This is a genomic window from Streptomyces sp. NBC_00984, from assembly GCF_045162475.1.
GTDB lineage: Bacteria > Actinomycetota > Actinomycetes > Streptomycetales > Streptomycetaceae > Streptomyces.
Map to the genome: position 1 here is coordinate 2,794,012 of NZ_CP108734.1, position 17,295 is coordinate 2,811,306.

Sequence of the window (17,295 nt, forward strand, 5' to 3'; positions counted from 1 at the left end):
CTCCCGAAGAAGTGACGCAGTCGCGTCTCACACCGTAAGACCACCGTTCATCAGCACTCCCCCGCGTACAGGAGAATTCAGGTCATGAGCAACCCCCAGCAGCTGCGTTACAGCAAGGAGCACGAGTGGCTGTCGGCCGTCGAGGACGGTGTGGCCACGATCGGCATCACCGAGTACGCGGCCAACGCGCTCGGCGACGTCGTCTACGCCCAGCTCCCCGAGGTCGGTGACACGGTGACCGCGGGCGAGACCTGTGGCGAGCTGGAGTCGACCAAGTCGGTGAGCGACCTGTACTCCCCGGTGACCGGCGAGGTCACCGAGTCGAACCAGGACGTCGTGGACGACCCGTCGCTGGTGAACTCCGCTCCCTTCGAGGGCGGCTGGCTGTTCAAGGTACGTATGGCGGAGGAGCCGAAGGACCTGCTCTCCGCCGACGAGTACACCGAGTTCTCCGGCAACTAAAGACCCAAAGGGACCACCTGATGTCGCTTCTCAACTCCTCCCTCCACGAGCTGGACCCGGACGTCGCCGCCGCTGTCGACGCCGAGCTCCACCGCCAGCAGTCCACCCTCGAAATGATCGCCTCGGAGAACTTCGCTCCGGTCGCGGTCATGGAGGCCCAGGGCTCCGTCCTCACCAACAAGTACGCCGAGGGCTACCCCGGCCGCCGCTACTACGGCGGCTGCGAGCACGTCGACGTCGTCGAGCAGATCGCCATCGACCGCATCAAGGCGCTGTTCGGCGCCGAGGCCGCGAACGTCCAGCCGCACTCCGGTGCGCAGGCCAACGCCGCCGCGATGTTCGCGCTGCTCAAGCCGGGCGACACGATCATGGGCCTGAGCCTCGCCCACGGCGGTCACCTGACCCACGGCATGAAGATCAACTTCTCCGGCAAGCTCTACAACGTGGTCCCGTACCACGTCGACGAGACCGGCGTCGTGGACATGGCCGAGGTCGAGCGTCTGGCCAAGGAGTCCAAGCCGAAGCTGATCGTCGCCGGCTGGTCCGCGTACCCGCGTCAGCTGGACTTCGCCGCCTTCCGCCGCATCGCGGACGAGGTCGGCGCGTACCTGATGGTCGACATGGCGCACTTCGCCGGTCTGGTGGCCGCGGGTCTGCACCCCAACCCGGTGCCGCACGCCCACGTCGTCACGACCACCACGCACAAGACCCTCGGCGGTCCGCGCGGTGGCGTCATCCTGTCGACGCAGGAGCTCGCCAAGAAGATCAACTCGGCGGTCTTCCCGGGCCAGCAGGGCGGTCCGCTGGAGCACGTGATCGCGGCCAAGGCGGTCTCGTTCAAGGTCGCGGCGACCGAGGAGTTCAAGGAGCGCCAGCAGCGCACCCTGGACGGCGCCCGCATCCTCGCCGAGCGCCTGGTCCAGCCGGACGTCACCGAGGTCGGTGTCTCCGTGCTGTCCGGCGGTACGGACGTCCACCTGGTCCTCGTCGACCTGCGCAACTCCGAGCTGGACGGCCAGCAGGCCGAGGACCGGCTGCACGAGCTGGGCATCACGGTCAACCGGAACGCCATCCCGAACGACCCGCGGCCGCCGATGGTCACCTCGGGTCTGCGGATCGGTACGCCGGCCCTGGCGACCCGCGGTTTCCAGACCGAGGACTTCACCGAGGTCGCGGAGATCATCGCCGCCGCGCTCAAGCCGTCCTACGACGCGGACGCGCTGAAGGCCCGCGTCGTCGCGCTGGCCGACAAGTTCCCGCTGTACCCCGGCCTCAAGTAGGTCACCCGCAGTTTGCACGCCGGGTGGGGGCACCGCGCACACTGAAGAGTGAGCACGGTGCCCCCGCCCTTGCCCCGCGCTCTTCGTACCCACCGGTCCGTCCCGCACCACCCGGCAGACGACGGCGTCTACCAACCCTTGAGGAGTCCTCCGTGGCCATCTCGGTCTTCGACCTGTTCTCGATCGGCATCGGCCCGTCCAGCTCCCATACGGTCGGCCCGATGCGCGCCGCCCGCATGTTCGCGCGCCGGCTGAAGAACGAGGGCCTGATCGCCCACACCGTCTCGATACGCGCCGAGCTGTACGGCTCGCTCGGGGCGACCGGTCACGGCCACGGCACTCCCAAGGCCGTCCTGCTCGGCCTGGAGGGCGAATCGCCCCGCACCGTCGACGTGGAGTCCGCCGACGAGCGGGTGGAGCAGATCCGCACCACGGGCCGGATCAACCTCCTCGGCATGCACGAGATCGACTTCGACGCCGACGAGCAGCTGATCCTGCACCGCCGCAAGGCCCTCCCGTACCACGCCAACGGCATGACGATCTTCGCCTTCGACCGCGAGGGCACCCTTCTCCTGGAGAAGACGTACTACTCGGTCGGCGGCGGCTTCGTCGTGGACGAGGACGCGGTGGGCGAGGACCGGATCGTGCTCGACGACACCGTGCTGAAGTACCCCTTCCGCACCGGCGACGAACTGCTGCGGCTCTCGAAGGACACCGGCCTGTCCATCTCCTCGCTGATGCTGGAGAACGAGCGGGCCTGGCGCACCGAGGACGAGATCCGCTCGGGTCTGCTGGACATCTGGCGGGTCATGCAGGCCTGCGTCTCGCGCGGCATGTCCCGCGAGGGCATCCTGCCCGGCGGTCTCAAGGTCCGCCGCCGCGCCGCGAACACCGCCCGCCAGCTGCGTGCCGAGGGCGACCCGCAGGCCCGCGCGATGGAGTGGATCACCCTCTACGCGATGGCGGTCAACGAGGAGAACGCGGCGGGCGGCCGGGTCGTCACCGCGCCCACCAACGGCGCCGCGGGCATCATCCCGGCGGTGCTGCACTACTACATGAACTTCGCGGCCGGCGGCGCCACCGAGGCGGAGAAGGAGGACGGCGTCGTCCGCTTCCTCCTCGCCGCCGGGGCCATCGGCATGCTCTTCAAGGAGAACGCCTCCATCTCCGGCGCCGAGGTCGGCTGCCAGGGCGAGGTCGGCTCCGCCTGCTCCATGGCCGCGGGCGCCCTTGCCGAGGTCCTCGGAGGCACTCCCGAACAGGTCGAGAACGCCGCCGAGATCGGCATGGAGCACAACCTCGGCCTGACCTGCGACCCGGTCGGCGGTCTCGTCCAGATCCCGTGCATCGAGCGCAACGGCATGGCCGCGGTGAAGGCGGTCACGGCGGCGAAGATGGCACTGCGCGGCGACGGCAGCCACAAGGTCTCCCTCGACAAGGTCATCAAGACCATGAAGGAGACCGGTGCGGACATGAGCGTGAAGTACAAGGAGACCGCGCGGGGCGGGCTCGCGGTGAACATCATCGAGTGCTGACGTTCCAGGGCGTGTTTCAGACCCCGCGAGACAGACGGGACTTCTCAAACACGCCCTAGGGCCTGATCAGGGGTTTCCCGTCTGTCAGCTCTGTCACGGCCTTTCCCCCTTGGGCGGCGGATCGTCCCCGAAAGGTCCCTCCGGCAGACGGGAGGTACTCCCGCACGGTTCACCCGGCCGTCAGCGTCCGACGTCGAGCCGGTCCGTCGCCGCAGCCACAGGTCCCTGCATCCTGGGAGGGTGCGGCTCCCGTTCCTCCGCACTCGCGATCTGACGGAACAGTGCCGGTACCGCGATCAGACAGGCCACGGATGCAATCGCCACCCACAGCGCCGGGGCATACGGGGTCACGGAAGCGGTGGCCCAAGCCATGATCGCCGGCGTGAACCCCGCGAAGAGGGTTGCGGCGATGTTGTAGCTCAGCGCCACCCCTGTCGCACGCACGGCAACCGGGAAGGCCCGGGGCAGTACGGACGGCGCGACCCCGGCGAACGCGGAGACGCCCGCGCACAGCAGGCCGTGCACGACCAGCAGCACCGGGACGGTCGGCTGGTCGTGCAACCAGAGGAGGCAGGGCAGCGGTAGCACGAGCAGGGTGAGCGCACCGGCCACCACCACCCGCTTCGCGCCGAGCCGGTCGGCTGCGCGGCCGGCGGCCACGCAGCCCGCGATCAGGACGACATTGCCCACCAGCGATGCCAGGAACGTCTGTCGAGCGGTGAATCCCAGTCCGGTCTGCGTGCTCGCGTAATAGGTCGGCCCGTAGATGACGAATGCGTACACACAGATCGTCCACAGCACGGAGAACAGGAAGCCGGTCAGGATCTGCCCTCGGTACTCACGGACCAACCGCAGGACGGGACTTCGCTGCTGCTTCGCATCGGCGTTGTTCTGCTCGAATGCCTCCGTCTCGGGAAGTTGTCGGCGGATGTAGACGCCGACCGGGATGATCAGCAGGCCGAGTATGAACGGGAGCCGCCACGCCCAGTCGTTCACCGCCGACTCGGGGAGCACGGTGGTGATGGTGACCCCCGCGACTGCGGCGACGAGGTTGCACACCCCCATGGACCCCTGCAGCCACGCCGCGTACCGGCCCCGCCGGTCCGGCGGGGCGTGCTCGACGAGGAAGGCCGCGGCGCCCCCGATCTCCCCGCCCGCGGAGAAACCCTGCAGGAGACGGGCGACGAGGAGCAGGATCGGTGCCGCGATCCCGATGTATTCGGCGGACGGGGTGAGCGCGAGCACCAGTGTTCCGGCGCCCATGGTGCCGATGGAGAGCGTCAGCGCGGCTTTGCGGCCCCTCCTGTCGCCGTACAGGCCGATCACCACGGCGCCGAGCGGGCGCGCCACGAATCCGGTACCGAACACGACGAAGGCGCCGATCATTGCCGACTGGGGATCGTCACTCGTGAAGAAGTTGCGGGCGATGTAACCGGCGAAGAACGCGTAGACCGTGAAGTCGTACCATTCCATCGCGTTGCCGAGGGACGCCGCGACGACCGAACGCCGGGCGACAGTGGCTGCAGCCATTGCGGTTCCGCCTCCTACACGCCGTGCACGACGTCGTGCCGGTCCAGTGACATGCGGTCCAGCGACATCAGGGTGCTCGCGAGTACGTGCACCCCCTGCTCGATGTCGGTGATCGCGGTGAACTCCTCGGGGCAGTGGCTGCGCCCGTTCACCGAGGGGACGAAGATCATGCCCATCGGCGCCAGCCGGGCCAGGTGCGCGGCATCGTGCCCCGCGCCGGAGGGCACCGCCTGCCAGGAGAGGCCGAGTGCGTCCGCGGACCGGCCGATCACGTCCTGCACCGGCTCCGCGGTGGGTACCGGGTCCTGATCGGTGAGGTGGTCGACATCCACCTGCACGCCGCGGCGCCGGGCCTCCGCCACCACCTCATCGACGATCTGCTTGCGCGCACCGCGGAGCCAGGAGCCGTCCACGCTGCGCAGTTCCGCCCACAGCCGGGCCTGATCGGTGATCACCCCCATCGAGCCGGGGCTCGACTCGATACAGCCCGGGGTTGCCACGCCGTGCACCGGCGCCCCGCAACCGACCCGCTCGACGGTGAGCACGGCCGCAGCCGCGGAGACCAGCGCATCGTGCCGTTCGTCCATCGCGGTGGTGCCCGCATGTCCGGACTGGCCGGCGAAGCGCAGCAGCAGCCGGTCGATCCCGGCGATCGCGGTCACCACGCCGACGCTCGTGCCCGATCGTTCCAGCAGCGGCCCCTGCTCGATGTGCAACTCGACGTAGGCGTGCACATCGGCCGGGCGCCAGGCCTGCCGCAGCATCTGCTGCGGGTCCAGTCCGAAACCGGTGACGGCGTCCCCCAGCCGGGTTCCGGTTCCATCGACGCGGTCGAAGTGCTCGGCCCGCAGCACCCCGGTGACAGCCCGGGAACCGATGCAGGAGATACCGAAGTCGTTGGCTTCCTCTCCGAGGAAGTCCACGACCGTCAGGTCATGCTCCAGCCGGGTGCCGGTCTCCCGGAACCGTTGCGCGACCTCGATCCCCGCAAGCACGCCCACGATCCCGTCGAAGCGCCCGCCCTGACTCACCGTGTCGGTGTGCGACCCGGTGACCAGGGCGGGGCCCCCGCCACGGCGTCCGGGCAGCCTGCCGACGACGTTCCCGGCCGCGTCGATCACCGGGTCGAGCCCGGCGTCGGCCATCTGCCGGCGTACCCAGTCGCGGGAGGCGCGGTACGGCTCGGAGAACACCTCCCGGCTCCACCCCGGCACCGTCGAGTCGTGGAACTCGGCGAGGGCGGCGAACCGTTCGGACAGTCTCTCGACATTCGGTGTGATGAGCTCCGGGTTGCTGATCATGCGCCCTGCTTCCGGACGTCGCCGGGCGCACCACAACGGGCGGCCACGGCAGTGTTTTCACGCATCGAGTCTCCTTGCCATCAACGTGCATTCCGGGGCACCTGTGGTTGCCCCGGCCTGAGGGAAATTCAGATTTCGCCGCGCGAGCCCTCTGCGTCCGGCGACAGCCAGGCGCGGGACACCGCGTGCGGAAGGCCCGCGCCGATCTCGTCGACTGCGGTGCGCAGCAGCGCCAGCGGCCCGGTCGCGTCGGCGAGTTCGGCATGCCGGCCCACCAGGGACACCGTGCACAGGCACGAACCGGCGACGATCACCGGTACCCCGAGCGCGCTCATCCCCGGGGTCAGCCAGCCGTGCGTCACGTGGTAACCGCGTCGGCGGATACCGGCGAGCTCCTCCCGCAGGGCGGCGGCGTCCGGGGTCGCGGCGGTGAACCGCTGCAGCCTGCCTTGCAGGACCTGCCGGCGCACCGCCTCCGGGGCGGTCGCCAGCAGCGGGGTCGCGCTGGCCCCCGAGTGCAGCGCGAGGACCTCGCCGGGATGCAGCGCCACGCCACCGGATCCGCCGCGCCGGGTGTCGAGGCACAACGCCGCGGTGTGCACACGCACGGTGAGCGCGACGTCGAGCCCGCTGTGGCGGAGCAGCCGCGTGAGCACCGGACGGGCGATGTCCACCAGGTGCTCGCTCCGGTCGACCGAGCGGTCCGTGAGTCGGTCCGTCGGCAGCAGCGCGCCGTTGACCTCCGCGAGGAACCCCGCGCCCTTCAGCAGCCGGATGTAGCGATACGCCGATGACGTCGGGATGGCGAGTGCTTCGACCACCTCGGCCACCTGCGCCTGCCCCCGGTCCTGGATGAACTCGAGGATCCGCATTCCACGGGCCAGGGACGACAGCTCGCCGGCCGACGACCGCTCGATCGCCATGGTCACCTCCGACGCACCTGCATCCCGCGGCCCGGGGAGCCGGTGAGTCCCTTGTCCGCATCCCAGACGACCGTGCCGCGGCTGAGCGTCAGTGCGACCCGAGCGCCGGGGACATATGTGTCGTAGGGGCTCCACCCGGCGTTGGAGTGTTGGGCCGAGCCGTCGATCCGCCAGTCCTCGGTCGGGGTGAGGACGAGAATATCGGCGTCGTATCCGGGCGCGAGCCGGCCCTTGCGATGGCCGATGCCGTATCGCTCGGCCGGGTTGCTGGTGAGCGCGGCCACCACCCGGGAGAACTCCGGGCCGGCCCCGTAGCGGCGCAGGCACGCACCGAGTGTGGTGGCCACCAGTGTCTCGGTGCCGGGGGCTCCGGAATGGTTGTCCAGGATTCGCTGATGGTCCTTGAGCTCCAGCGGCCAGGGAGCGTGATCGGAGGAGATGACGGCGGCCAGACCGGTACTGACCGCCCGCCACATCGCGTCCCGGCTCGCCTCGTCCCGCAGCGGTGGGTTGATCTTCAACCGGCCACGCTGCTCGACCATGTCGTCCTCGGTGAAGATCAGGTAGTGCGGGCAGGTTTCGAAGGTGATGTCGACCTCCTGCTCCCGGTACCAGCGCACCAGGTCGGCCGAGCGGCCCAGCGACAGGTGACACAGGTGCAGCGCGTTGCCCTGGTGCGCGGCGATCTCCATGGCGGTGAGCACGCCGAGCGTCTCCGACACCGGCGGCCGGGTCCTGCCGTGCACGCGGGGGTCCGACGCGTTGCGGTGGCGTTCGTCGGCCAGCAGCGCCTGGATGATCTCGTTGTTCTCGGCGTGCACGCACAGCACGGAGTCGGCCTCGCCGACCGCCTTCATCACACTCAGCAGCTCGGCGTCGCAGATGCGCGGGAACCGGAACGGGTCGGTGTCGAACAGCGACACCTTGAATCCGACCACCCCCGCGTCGACCAGTTCCTCGGCGCGGCGCCATCCCCCTCCCGGGGCGAGGGTGCCGAGCAGCGCGACGTCGACGACCGCCTCCTCCGCGACCTTCGCCAGCTTGGCGTCGAGGCGCTCGGTGGTGTTGATCGGGCCGGTCGCGTCGAAGGGCATTTCGACGATCGTGGTCACTCCGCCGGCGGCCGCCGCCGACGTGGAGGCCCGCAGCCCCTCCCCGGAATGCGAGTAGGAGTGCACATGGGCGTCCACCGCGCCCGGCAGCACGAAGGAGTCGCCGGCATCGATCCGCCGCGCGCCCTGAACCGGCGGTTCACCGGGACCGACGCCGGTGATCACGCCGTCGGTGACGGCGACCCACCCGCGTTCGAAGGCGCCCTCTCCGAGTGGCACCACTCCGGTGAGGATGAGGTCGGCGTCCGGCTGGCCGTGAGTTGCTTCCATGGCAGGCAAAGGTGGCACCCTGCCGACGGCGCGAGAACATGATTCCCGTAGATCGGGAATCATGTGGACCGCTCCGTCGCCGGGACCGACAATCGGCAACCGGTCGGACCGGATCGACCGGGTTGCGCACGGTGTGGACGAGTTTCGAAGGACGCAGACATGGAAGAAGATTCGATGGGCCCGGACGCCGAGGTCGGGGCCGGCGCGGCCCGTGGGGGCGATCAGTCGATGCGCGGCCTCGTCGAGGCCCTTGCGTGCCGCGGGGAGCTCGTCGACATCGACCGGCCGGTGGACCCGCGGTTCGAACTCGGCGGCGTACTCGCGCTGTTGGATCGGGGACCGGCGGTGCGGTTCACCGACGTCAGGGGATCGGCGCTGCCCGTCATCGGTAACGTGCTGACCGATCGCGAACGAATCGCGGCAGCGTTGGGGGTGCCGAAGTCCGGCATTCTGGACGCACTGTCCGCGGCCATCGCTTCCCGGCAACCGACCGAGGAGGTCGCGGTCGCCCCGTGCCAGGAGCTCCGCTTCCCCGCGGCGGACGTCTGGCGCGAGGTCGTCACGCCCACATTCTTCGAGAAGGACTCCGGCGGGTACATCACCGCGGGAATGATCGTCGCCCACGATCCGGTCACCGGTCACCGCAACGCCTCCTACGCCCGGATCAAGCCGCTGGAGCAGACGACAGGGTTCGTCGGGATCGCCCCCAACCACCACCTCAGCGCCCTCGCGCGCTCGGCGGCGACCGCGGGACGCGGCCTGCCCGTCGCGGTCACGCTGGGCAGCCACCCCGCCATCCAGCTGGCGGCGTGCTTCTATCTCGGACTCGGGGACGACGAATTGGAGCACGCGGGTCACCTGCTGGGCGAGCCCGTCCGGGTCGTCAGGGCCACGACGAGCGACGTGCTCGTGCCCGCCGACGCGGAGGTGGTCATCGAGGGTGTGCTGCGGGTCGACCGACCGGTCCACGAGGGCCTGGTGAGCGAATACCACGGCATGTACGAGGACTACGGCGACGGGTGCACCCTCGAAGTCACCGCGGTGACCAGGCGGGCCGACGCCTCGGTCCAGGTGATCCTCCCGGGCCTCGCCGCCGAGCACTCCTTCCTCGGCGCGCTGCCGATCGCCGCCGGCCTGCGGCATGCGCTGCGCGGATTCGGCTGTCGGGCCACCGATCTCGCGGTGACTCTCTCCGGGGGTGGGCGCGTGGACGTCGTCGTCGCTCTCCCTCCGGAACAGCGGAAGCAGGCCAAACGCGCGATCCTCGGCTGCTTCGCCGCCGTGAGCATGATCAAGCAGGTCACCGTCGTCGACTCGGACGTCGATGTCTGGGACGCCGAACACGTCCAGTGGGCCCGCACCAGCCGGATGCGCTGGGAGCGGGACCTCGTCCTGGTGCCGGCCGTCCCGTGCGACCGCAACGTGCCCATGCAGCAGGACGGCACCGTGACGAAGGTCGGCATGGACGCGACGGCGAAGCCGGGCGACCGCGCGGCGGGAAACGAGCTCGCCGTCCCGCCGCGCGAAACGATGGACCGGGTGCACGAGTGGTTGACGAGTGACGGCCTCGGCGGCAAGGTGCGGCCGACCCCGGTGCTCTGGGGCGCTCTCCACGGCGCACACGAAGGTGGCCGATGAACCGGCGCCGCGTCGCCACCCTCGGCGGGAGGGGAACGACGTGATCGGCACAGGACACGGGGTCGAGCCACCGGGCCGGGTCGTGGCCGCGCTCACCGGAGTCGGCCCGGCCGGTCACGCGGCTGCCCCCGAGGGCGGTGCGTTGGCGCTGACACAGGAGTCGCGACACCGGCCTGTCCCATCGGCCCGGACGGACCGGCGCGTCCCGTAGCACCGCCCGCCGCCCGGTCAGTTCGGCCCGGCGAAGATCGACGCCGGCGGGATCAACGCGGTGCTCCGCCCCTCCGCATCGAGGATGTGGCCACCCCGCTTGTACGTACGGAGGCTGACGAATCGGTCCGCGATGACGATGGACGGGAGCTCGCGGACCAGCGCGGCCTCGAAGGGCGCGATCTCGGCGGTACTGCGGAACCACATCGTCAGCAGCATGTTCGACGGTCCGGTGATCGCTTCCAGGACCCGGCACTTCGGAATTCTGCCGAGCACCTCGCCGACCCGGTTCACCTCGTCCGCCGGCACCGAGATCATGAACGTGGTCGGGACGATCGGCCCGACCAGGGCGTTCGCGCCTTCACAGCGCAGGGCGATCCGGCCGGAATCGATCATCTTCCCTACGCGGCGCCGGGCAGTGGGTCCGGTCGTTCCGCACCGGTCGGCGAGGTCCGTCCAGGGCAGCCGTCCGTCGCGCGACAGCGCCTCGAGCAGAAGTCGGTCGAGATCGTCGAGCGAAGGACCCGGCCTGCGGGGCGCCCCGGCCTGCGGCCGTGTCAGCAGGGCGGACTGCTGCAGGTCCAGCGCCTGCACCCGCCACCGCGACCCCTCCCGATAGGTCGCCAGCGCGACGAGCGTTGTCACAGAGACGATCCCGCCGATGGTCTCGATCCGTTCACTCAGCAGTCGGTCCAGGTCGTCGAGGCTCGGCGCGAAGGCGTCGACCAGGAAGTCCGCCCCGCCCGACATCGCGGACACCGAGACCACGGCGGGCTCAGCGATCAGCGCTGCGACGACATCGCGCTTGGCATGCGGCCGGCAACTGACAACCAGGAACGCCGCACACCCGTAGCGGACGAACGCCGGGCCCGGACCGATCGCAATCCAGGCCAGGCCGCGCTCGGACAACGCACTCCACTTTCTGGCCAACGTCTTCGGCGAGTGGCACAGCGCCCCGGCCAGCTCGGCCCAGTCGGCGCGAGGGTTCAGCTGGAGCGCATCGATGAGCGAGATGTCGAGTTCCGACCCGGGGCGAGTGTTCATATCGGGCAGTCTGGCGCTCCGTTGTGTCAAATATGGGCCAGTTGACGAATTGAGTGACGCGTGTCACCCACAGTGTGGAGCGGGCGGGCCGCCCACGTACCCAGGTTCCCAACGCCATCGAAGTCGAGGTCAATGATGCGGACAAAGCCACCACAGCGGGAGCAAGCGGTCGCGCAGCGGCACACTCCCGCCAAGGTGCTCCTGGGCTCGATGGCCCTCGTCGAGCTGCTGAGCGGCGTGACCCAGGGCTACCTCACGCCGCTCCTGCCCTCGCTCGGCAGCGCCCTGCACATCACCGACGCGGGACAGACCCGGATCTACCTGCTGTCCCAGCTCGCCTTCGCCGTGTGGACGCCCCTGCTCGCCAAGCTCGGCGACACGTACGGCTACCGCCTCTTCCTGCGGGTGTCCATCGCGCTCGTCACCGTCGGATCTCTGCTGATGGCGGCCTGGCCGAGCCAGCTCACGATCTCCGTCGGCGTCGTGCTCCAGGCCGCCGTCGTCGGCTTCATGCCCCTGCTCATCGGCATCCTGAGGCACCGGGCGCCGGAGCACCGCCGCTCCGGGGTCGGCCTCCTCGTCGGCGCGCTGACCGCCGCGGTGGGCGTCGGCGGCGTCATCTCGGGCACACTCAGCGAGCACTCCGCGGACCTGGGTCTGTGGGTTGCGGTGCCGTTCGCGGTCCTGGCCGTCATCGCGGGCCTGTTGCTCCCGGACGGGGCGCCGCCCACCGGCGAGCGCCTGCCGCTGCGAGCGTTCGCGCTGCTGGCGCTCGGCCTCGTCGGCGTGGTGGCCGCGCTCTCGCTCGGCGGCAGCTGGGGCTGGACCTCGGCCCGCACGGTCGGCTCGCTGGCCGGGGGGCTGCTCGCCCTGGCCGCCTGGATCGCCGTCGAGGCGCGGGCGGCGACCCCGCTCGTCAACCTGCGGATGCTGGTCGACCCACCCGTAGCCATCGTCTCGGGGGTCACGTTCTGCCTGGCGTTCTCCACCATCGGATTCTTCGGCGCGAACGCCGTCTTCCTGGGCTCCTCGCCCGACGAGGCCGGGTTCGGGCTGGCCTACGGGCCGCAGGCGATCGCACTGGTCGCGCTCGCGCTCAACGTCTTCGCCCTCGGTAGTTCCCTCTCCACCTCGACGCTGCTGCGCAAGCTCGGCGAGCGCCGCACGCTCGCGCTCTCCGGCATCGTCATCGCGGCGTCGTTCCTGAGCCTGTTGGCGTGGCACCACACGGCGCCGCAGTATCTCGCCGCGATCGCGCTGCTCGGCCTCGGCTTCGGCGGCTACCAGGCGTCAACCCGCGCGCTGTGCGTCGAATGCATCCCGGAGAAGGACACCGCCATGGCGGCGGGCATCAACGAGCTCGCGCTGTCGTTCGGCGCGGCAATCGGAGCGTCCGTCGTGGGCGCGATCATGTCGGCCCACCAGACCTCGGCGGGCGTGACCCTGCACGCGTACACCTGGCTGTGGTCCGTATGCGCCGGTGTCGCGGTCGTCGGCGCGGGCTTGGGCCTGTGTTACCGCAAGCGAGAGGAGTCCCGGTGAACACCGAACACGCCGGCGTGCCGGCCGAGATCGCAGCCGCGATCACGAATGCAGTCGACCGCTGGTCCGAAGGGCTCGTAGAGCTCAGTCACAGCCTGCACCGGGAACCGGAACCGGCATTCGCGGAGCATCGGTCCTGCGCCAAGATCGCCGACCTCGTCGCGGCCGCCGGGTTCGCCGTCGAGCGCGGCGTCGGCGGTCTGGACACGGCGTTCACCGCCACGCGCGGCACCGGCGACCTGACGATCGGCTTCTGCGCCGAGTACGACGCCCTGCCCGGGATCGGACACTCGTGCGGGCACAACGTCAACGGCGCCGCCGCGACCGGCGGCGCGCTGGCCCTGGCCGCAGTCGCCGACGAGCTGGGCATCCGCGTCAAGCTCATCGGCACGCCCGCGGAGGAAGCCGGAGGCGGCAAGGCGATTCTCCTGCGGGCCGGGGTTTTCGACGATGTCGCCGCCGCGATGATGGTTCACGCCGGCGGGCGGGACGAGGTCGGCGGCTCCTCACTGGCGATGACCCAGTGGACCGCGGACTACACCGGCCGGCCCTCCCACGCCGCGACCGCGCCGTGGGAGGGCGCGAACGCACTCGACGCGATCTCGGTGGCCTACCACGCAGTCGGGCTGTTGCGGCAGCAGCTCGAGCCGGGGCTGGTCGTCTCCTTCATCGTCACCGAGGGTGGGCAGGCGCCCAACGTCATCCCCGCGCATACGCAGGCGGCGGTGGAGATCCGGGCCGGCTCGGTGCCCCTGCTGCGCCGGGCGCAGGACCGGGTCCGGGCCTGTCTGGAGGCCGGCGCGCTCGCCACCGGGACAAAGCTGGAAATCACGCCGTGCGGGGAGGAGTTCGCCGACCTGCGGCAGGACGAGTTCATGACCGGCGCGTATGTCCGGGCGCTCAGGGCCCTGGGGCGGATCCCGGTCTCGCGCGCGGGTGAGCACATCGCGTCGACCGACATGGGCAACGTTTCGCAAGTGCTGCCGGCGATCCACCCGACCATCGGCTACGAGGTCGGCGACGCCGCCCACCACACAGCCGAGTTCGCGGAGCACGGAGCGTCGCCCTCCGCCGACTCGGCGGTGCTCGCCGGGGCTGCGGCAATGGCGCTGGCCGGAGCGGAGCTTGCACGCGATCCCGAGCAGCGGGCCCGGCTGCTCGACGGGGTGAGGGGGCGACTGAGCAGCGCCGGGTCCGATCCCGGTGTGGAGGTCGGACATCGGTAGTGCGCCTGCCGATGGCTCGCCCAGCGGACTGCATGCGTCGGGGTACGGGGGGAAGGAGACCGCGCGGGGCGGGCTCGCGGTGAGCATCATCGAGTGCTGGGAGACCGCCCCGGCCTCCCGCACCTCACCGAACGCCCCCGCACGCCGTGCAGGGCGCGGTGCTGGAGGTGCGGCGCGAGCATGACGGTGTCGGCCGACGCGGCGTGCCGGTTCCCGTTGCCGGCGATCCAGCACACCCACTCGGCGATCTGGCCGAGGATCATCTCCTCCTGGCTCTTGCGGAAGCGCTCCACGCTGAGGCTGTACACCTCGGCGGCGAGCCGGCGCCGGTCGGCAGCCGCCCGGTCGCGCATGCCGGGGGCCAGCCCGAGCGTGCGCTCGGCCGCCTCCTGGAGGTCTCCGCCGCCGAGTCGGGAGACGCACGCGCGCAACAGGTTCTCGACATCGACGGGCCAGGCGTCGGTCACGGCTCCCGGCACTGACGCGGCGGCCCTGCGCAGCAGGGGCAGGTCGAGCCCGCGGAGCCGCACCAGCCCCTCCAGGCGGACCATCTTCACCTCCCGCAGAACCGACGCAACGTCGAACTGTCCGGCGCGAGTTGGCATGGGCCCATGATCGTGCGCCGGTCATGGCATCACAAGGTGCGCCGGGCCGTCCGTTCACGCTAGGCCTCGGCGGGAGGCCCGTCGGGTCGGCGGTGGGTCGTCACCGGGTCGGCACCGGGTCGGCGCCACGGGCGGGAGCGCCCCTCCGGTGCGCGGCTCACCCGCCGGAGAGGCCCCGGGCCCGCATCAGCGCAGGTGTACCGGCAGCGATTCGATGCCGTACACGATGGACAGCTTGCGGAACGCCAGGTCCTGGGGCGGGACGGCGAGCCGCATCCCGGGGAACCGCCGGGCCAGGGCCGGGTAGGCCGTGCGCAGTTCCATCCGGGCCAGTTCGGCGCCGATGCAGCGGTGGATGCCGTGGCCGAAGGCGAGATGGCCGGCCGAGGGAGTGCGGTGCGGGTCGAAGCGCCCGTCGTCCGTGACGTACGCGGCATCGCGGTTGGCGGCGCTCAGCGAGCAGAGCACCATGTCGCCCCGGGGAATGACCACTCCGCCGATCTCGATGTCCTCGCGGGCGAACCGGGGGAAGGCAATCTGCACCGCGGAGAGGTAGCGCAGCACTTCCTCGACGAAGGGGGCGGTCATGGCGTCGTCGTTGCGTATTCGCTGCAAGACGTCCCCGTTCTGCAGCAGCACGAGGGAGCCGAGGGCGATCGTGCTGGCGGTCGTCTCGAAGCCGCCGGTGAGCACCCCGTCGGCGAGGCCCGCGAGTTCCTCGTCGTCGACGTCGTCGCCGTGCTCCCGCACGATCATGCCGAGCAGACCGTCGCCCGGCTTCCGGCGCTGCGCCTCGACGACGCCCCTGAAGTACTCCAGCGACTCCGACATCGCGCCGAAGGGCGCGGTCGTTCCGGCGAAGAGGTCGAAGCGGTCCATGGCGAGCTGCTGGAAGTCGTCGCGGTCCTCGTACGGCACGCCGAGCAACTCGCAGATCGTGAGGGAGGGGATCGGCAGCGCGAACTCCTGCACCAGGTCGACCGGGCCCCGGGCGGCTTCCATCGCGTCGAGGCGTTCCGCGACGATGGCATCGATCCTGGGGGTCAGACGCCGCAGCCGGCGCATCGTGAACTCCGGGGTCAGGATGCGGCGCAGTCGCGTGTGCACGGGAGGATCGTTGAACCCGAGCCCGCCGGGACTCTGCTCGGCGGCCACCCCGGCGTTCGTCGCGAGATGCGCGAAGTCGGTGCTGAATCCGTCGGCCGAGCCGAGGACGGCCTTCGACTCCTCGTAGCCGCTGACCACCCAGGCGTCCATGCCGAACGGCAGCGAGACCTTGTGCACCGGCCGCTTCGCCCGGGTCCTGGCCAGTTTGTCCACCGGGTCGAGGCCGTCCCTGCGCAGCATCATCAGCAGGTCGTCGGGGAGCAGCCTGACCGTCGAGGACCCGATCCCGTACTTCTGGATCCTGGACAGGTAGCTGCGCCCGATCCGGGCGGTGATCCGAGAGCGGAACGTCGTAGTCAATCTGCACTCCATGAGTCGTCGCGCGGTCCGCACACACGGTGCGGACGTGAAACAGCTGTGCAGCAGGCGCGGATGTGGATAGTGGCCGGCGGCGACACGGCTTGTGCCAAACGGCATTCTGTCTCAGAGCGTGAGCAATCAGCGCCCCGGCGGCACCAGATCCGTCCTGCGGCGATCGGACAGCCGCGGCCGGTGATCGTGCGCGCACCGTGCAGGACCGCCTGAAGATCTGCGGGAGCCCGGCCACTCCGGAACGGCTCCCGGCCCACCATGACCGGGTCAGGCGCTCCGTGTTCGGCTCCCTTGCCTGCGCCGGACCCACCGGTGACTCTGTCACAGCCTCTCAACAGCACCATGGGCCCCAATTGCCTCCGGCCCCGGCAAGTTGATAGGCATAGCGAGACATTTGTTCGCTCAGCTCGGCAGGGGGACTGGATGAAGTTCGACATGGGGGCGCAGGTTCTGACGAATCTGTCGTCGAAGTCGCGTGGGTCGAGTGATGACCTGGGTACGTTGATTCGTCAGCTGTTGCAGGCGGCGGCGCCGTTGGAGGGGAAGTTCAACGGTGCGGGCCGTGCGGCGTTCGATTCGTTCAAGGGTCGTTCGGACGAGATCACGGCGGCGTTGAACGGTTCGCTTTCGGCTCTTCTCGGTGGTCAGTCGGGGATGGAGCAGGCGTTCGGTTCGGGTGATCAGGAGCAGGGTGACAACGCGCGGCAGCAGATGTCGGCGGCGAACTTCGACGCGGCGCGCTTCGGCGGCCGGTGACAACGGGGAGTTGGGTTTCTGATGGCTGGTGACGGTGACCGTCGTTCGTACGACATCGGTGCGTCCGCGGACGCGCAGGGCAACATCCAGGTGGTGATCGGGCGCCTGGAGGAAGTGATCGCCGCGCGGGACGGCCAGGTGAAGGCGGCGATGGCGGACTTCGCGGCCGATGGTGTGGCGGACGAGTACCACGGCAAGGAACTGCGGTGGAACCGTTCCTCGCAGGAGGTCAAGAACATCATCCAGCTGCTGAAGACGACGCTGGAGAAGAACGACGGCACGGCGCAGCACACGATCACGCGCGCGAAGGCCGCGGTCGACAACATCGGCTGAGCTGTTCCTGATCGGCTGTCATTGATTGATTGGTTCACGGGGGTGTGCC

15 protein-coding genes are annotated in these 17,295 nt (G+C 70.2%); 8 read left to right on the top strand and 7 right to left on the bottom strand.

Annotation, left to right across the window (positions count from 1 at the left end; all coding sequences use genetic code 11):
* Positions 1–84 precede the first annotated feature (84 nt).
* The 3 genes from gcvH (at position 85) to OG520_RS12035 (ending at position 3,277) form a co-directional block, all read left to right on the top strand.
* Positions 85–462, top strand: a complete 378-nt coding sequence (gcvH, locus tag OG520_RS12025; protein ID WP_266426811.1) for a glycine cleavage system protein GcvH — start codon at positions 85–87, stop codon at positions 460–462.
* A 20-nt stretch (positions 463–482) separates the two neighbouring features.
* Positions 483–1,742, top strand: coding sequence for a serine hydroxymethyltransferase (gene glyA / locus OG520_RS12030; RefSeq protein WP_399334404.1), 1,260 nt, complete (start codon positions 483–485; stop codon positions 1,740–1,742).
* A gap of 152 nt (positions 1,743–1,894) precedes the next feature.
* Entirely contained in the window at positions 1,895–3,277 is a 1,383-nt protein-coding gene (locus tag OG520_RS12035) for an L-serine ammonia-lyase (RefSeq protein ID WP_406013161.1), read from the top strand.
* A 180-nt stretch (positions 3,278–3,457) separates the two neighbouring features.
* Here the strand turns inward: OG520_RS12035 and OG520_RS12040 are convergent, their stop codons facing one another.
* From OG520_RS12040 to OG520_RS12055, 4 genes are all read right to left on the bottom strand, one after another.
* Positions 3,458–4,807: an MFS transporter gene (locus OG520_RS12040; RefSeq protein WP_406013162.1), complete on the bottom strand. Its 1,350-nt coding sequence runs from the start codon at positions 4,805–4,807 to the stop codon at positions 3,458–3,460.
* A 14-nt stretch (positions 4,808–4,821) separates the two neighbouring features.
* Positions 4,822–6,108: a M20 family metallo-hydrolase gene (locus OG520_RS12045; protein ID WP_406013163.1), complete on the bottom strand. Its 1,287-nt coding sequence runs from the start codon at positions 6,106–6,108 to the stop codon at positions 4,822–4,824.
* 128 nt (positions 6,109–6,236) lie between these two features.
* Entirely contained in the window at positions 6,237–7,031 is a 795-nt protein-coding gene (locus OG520_RS12050) for an IclR family transcriptional regulator (RefSeq protein WP_406016468.1), read from the bottom strand.
* Between the two features lie 2 nt (positions 7,032–7,033).
* Positions 7,034–8,413: a dihydroorotase gene (locus OG520_RS12055; RefSeq protein ID WP_406013164.1), complete on the bottom strand. Its 1,380-nt coding sequence runs from the start codon at positions 8,411–8,413 to the stop codon at positions 7,034–7,036.
* 159 nt (positions 8,414–8,572) lie between these two features.
* Here OG520_RS12055 and OG520_RS12060 point away from each other — a divergent pair, with 159 nt between their 5' ends.
* The gene (locus OG520_RS12060; protein WP_406013165.1) at positions 8,573–10,051 is read left to right on the top strand and encodes a UbiD family decarboxylase domain-containing protein; all 1,479 of its coding nucleotides are present in this window, start codon (positions 8,573–8,575) and stop codon (positions 10,049–10,051) included.
* Between the two features lie 228 nt (positions 10,052–10,279).
* Here the strand turns inward: OG520_RS12060 and OG520_RS12065 are convergent, their stop codons facing one another.
* Positions 10,280–11,305 (bottom strand): Lrp/AsnC family transcriptional regulator, encoded by a 1,026-nt coding sequence (locus OG520_RS12065; RefSeq protein ID WP_406013166.1) that lies wholly within the window; start codon positions 11,303–11,305, stop codon positions 10,280–10,282.
* A gap of 135 nt (positions 11,306–11,440) precedes the next feature.
* Between OG520_RS12065 and OG520_RS12070 the strand changes: the two genes are divergently transcribed.
* Together OG520_RS12070 and OG520_RS12075 are read left to right on the top strand one after the other, a co-directional pair.
* Positions 11,441–12,847, top strand: a complete 1,407-nt coding sequence (locus OG520_RS12070; RefSeq protein WP_406013167.1) for an MFS transporter — start codon at positions 11,441–11,443, stop codon at positions 12,845–12,847.
* Positions 12,844–14,073, top strand: a complete 1,230-nt coding sequence (locus OG520_RS12075; protein WP_406013168.1) for an amidohydrolase — start codon at positions 12,844–12,846, stop codon at positions 14,071–14,073. Before OG520_RS12070 ends, OG520_RS12075 begins: the two co-directional genes overlap by 4 nt.
* A gap of 86 nt (positions 14,074–14,159) precedes the next feature.
* Here the strand turns inward: OG520_RS12075 and OG520_RS12080 are convergent, their stop codons facing one another.
* Together OG520_RS12080 and OG520_RS12085 are read right to left on the bottom strand one after the other, a co-directional pair.
* Entirely contained in the window at positions 14,160–14,678 is a 519-nt protein-coding gene (locus OG520_RS12080) for a hypothetical protein (RefSeq protein WP_406013169.1), read from the bottom strand.
* Positions 14,679–14,864: 186 nt separating this feature from the next.
* Complete coding sequence (locus OG520_RS12085; protein ID WP_406013170.1) at positions 14,865–16,157, bottom strand: cytochrome P450; 1,293 nt, start codon at positions 16,155–16,157, stop codon at positions 14,865–14,867.
* 423 nt (positions 16,158–16,580) lie between these two features.
* On the opposite strand from OG520_RS12085, the gene OG520_RS12090 reads away from it, so the two are divergent.
* Both OG520_RS12090 and OG520_RS12095 read left to right on the top strand, forming a co-directional pair.
* Positions 16,581–16,913, top strand: a complete 333-nt coding sequence (locus tag OG520_RS12090) for a hypothetical protein (RefSeq protein WP_266415905.1) — start codon at positions 16,581–16,583, stop codon at positions 16,911–16,913.
* 21 nt (positions 16,914–16,934) lie between these two features.
* Positions 16,935–17,246 (top strand): pore-forming ESAT-6 family protein, encoded by a 312-nt coding sequence (locus tag OG520_RS12095; RefSeq protein WP_266415907.1) that lies wholly within the window; start codon positions 16,935–16,937, stop codon positions 17,244–17,246.
* The last annotated feature ends 49 nt before the right edge of the window (positions 17,247–17,295 follow it).

What these genes read in the sequence shown, in the direction of transcription:
- OG520_RS12065 (WP_406013166.1), bottom strand. Translation starts at nt 11,305, where the DNA reads ATGAACACTCGCCCCGGGTCGGAACTCGACATCTCGCTCATCGATGCG.
- OG520_RS12040 (WP_406013162.1), bottom strand. Translation starts at nt 4,807, where the DNA reads ATGGCTGCAGCCACTGTCGCCCGGCGTTCGGTCGTCGCGGCGTCCCTC.
- glyA (WP_399334404.1), top strand. Translation starts at nt 483, where the DNA reads ATGTCGCTTCTCAACTCCTCCCTCCACGAGCTGGACCCGGACGTCGCC.
- OG520_RS12095 (WP_266415907.1), top strand. Translation starts at nt 16,935, where the DNA reads ATGGCTGGTGACGGTGACCGTCGTTCGTACGACATCGGTGCGTCCGCG.
- OG520_RS12080 (WP_406013169.1), bottom strand. Translation starts at nt 14,678, where the DNA reads ATGCCAACTCGCGCCGGACAGTTCGACGTTGCGTCGGTTCTGCGGGAG.
- OG520_RS12060 (WP_406013165.1), top strand. Translation starts at nt 8,573, where the DNA reads ATGGAAGAAGATTCGATGGGCCCGGACGCCGAGGTCGGGGCCGGCGCG.
- OG520_RS12070 (WP_406013167.1), top strand. Translation starts at nt 11,441, where the DNA reads ATGCGGACAAAGCCACCACAGCGGGAGCAAGCGGTCGCGCAGCGGCAC.
- OG520_RS12045 (WP_406013163.1), bottom strand. Translation starts at nt 6,108, where the DNA reads ATGATCAGCAACCCGGAGCTCATCACACCGAATGTCGAGAGACTGTCC.
- OG520_RS12085 (WP_406013170.1), bottom strand. Translation starts at nt 16,157, where the DNA reads ATGGAGTGCAGATTGACTACGACGTTCCGCTCTCGGATCACCGCCCGG.
- OG520_RS12090 (WP_266415905.1), top strand. Translation starts at nt 16,581, where the DNA reads ATGAAGTTCGACATGGGGGCGCAGGTTCTGACGAATCTGTCGTCGAAG.
- OG520_RS12055 (WP_406013164.1), bottom strand. Translation starts at nt 8,413, where the DNA reads ATGGAAGCAACTCACGGCCAGCCGGACGCCGACCTCATCCTCACCGGA.
- gcvH (WP_266426811.1), top strand. Translation starts at nt 85, where the DNA reads ATGAGCAACCCCCAGCAGCTGCGTTACAGCAAGGAGCACGAGTGGCTG.
- OG520_RS12050 (WP_406016468.1), bottom strand. Translation starts at nt 7,031, where the DNA reads ATGGCGATCGAGCGGTCGTCGGCCGGCGAGCTGTCGTCCCTGGCCCGT.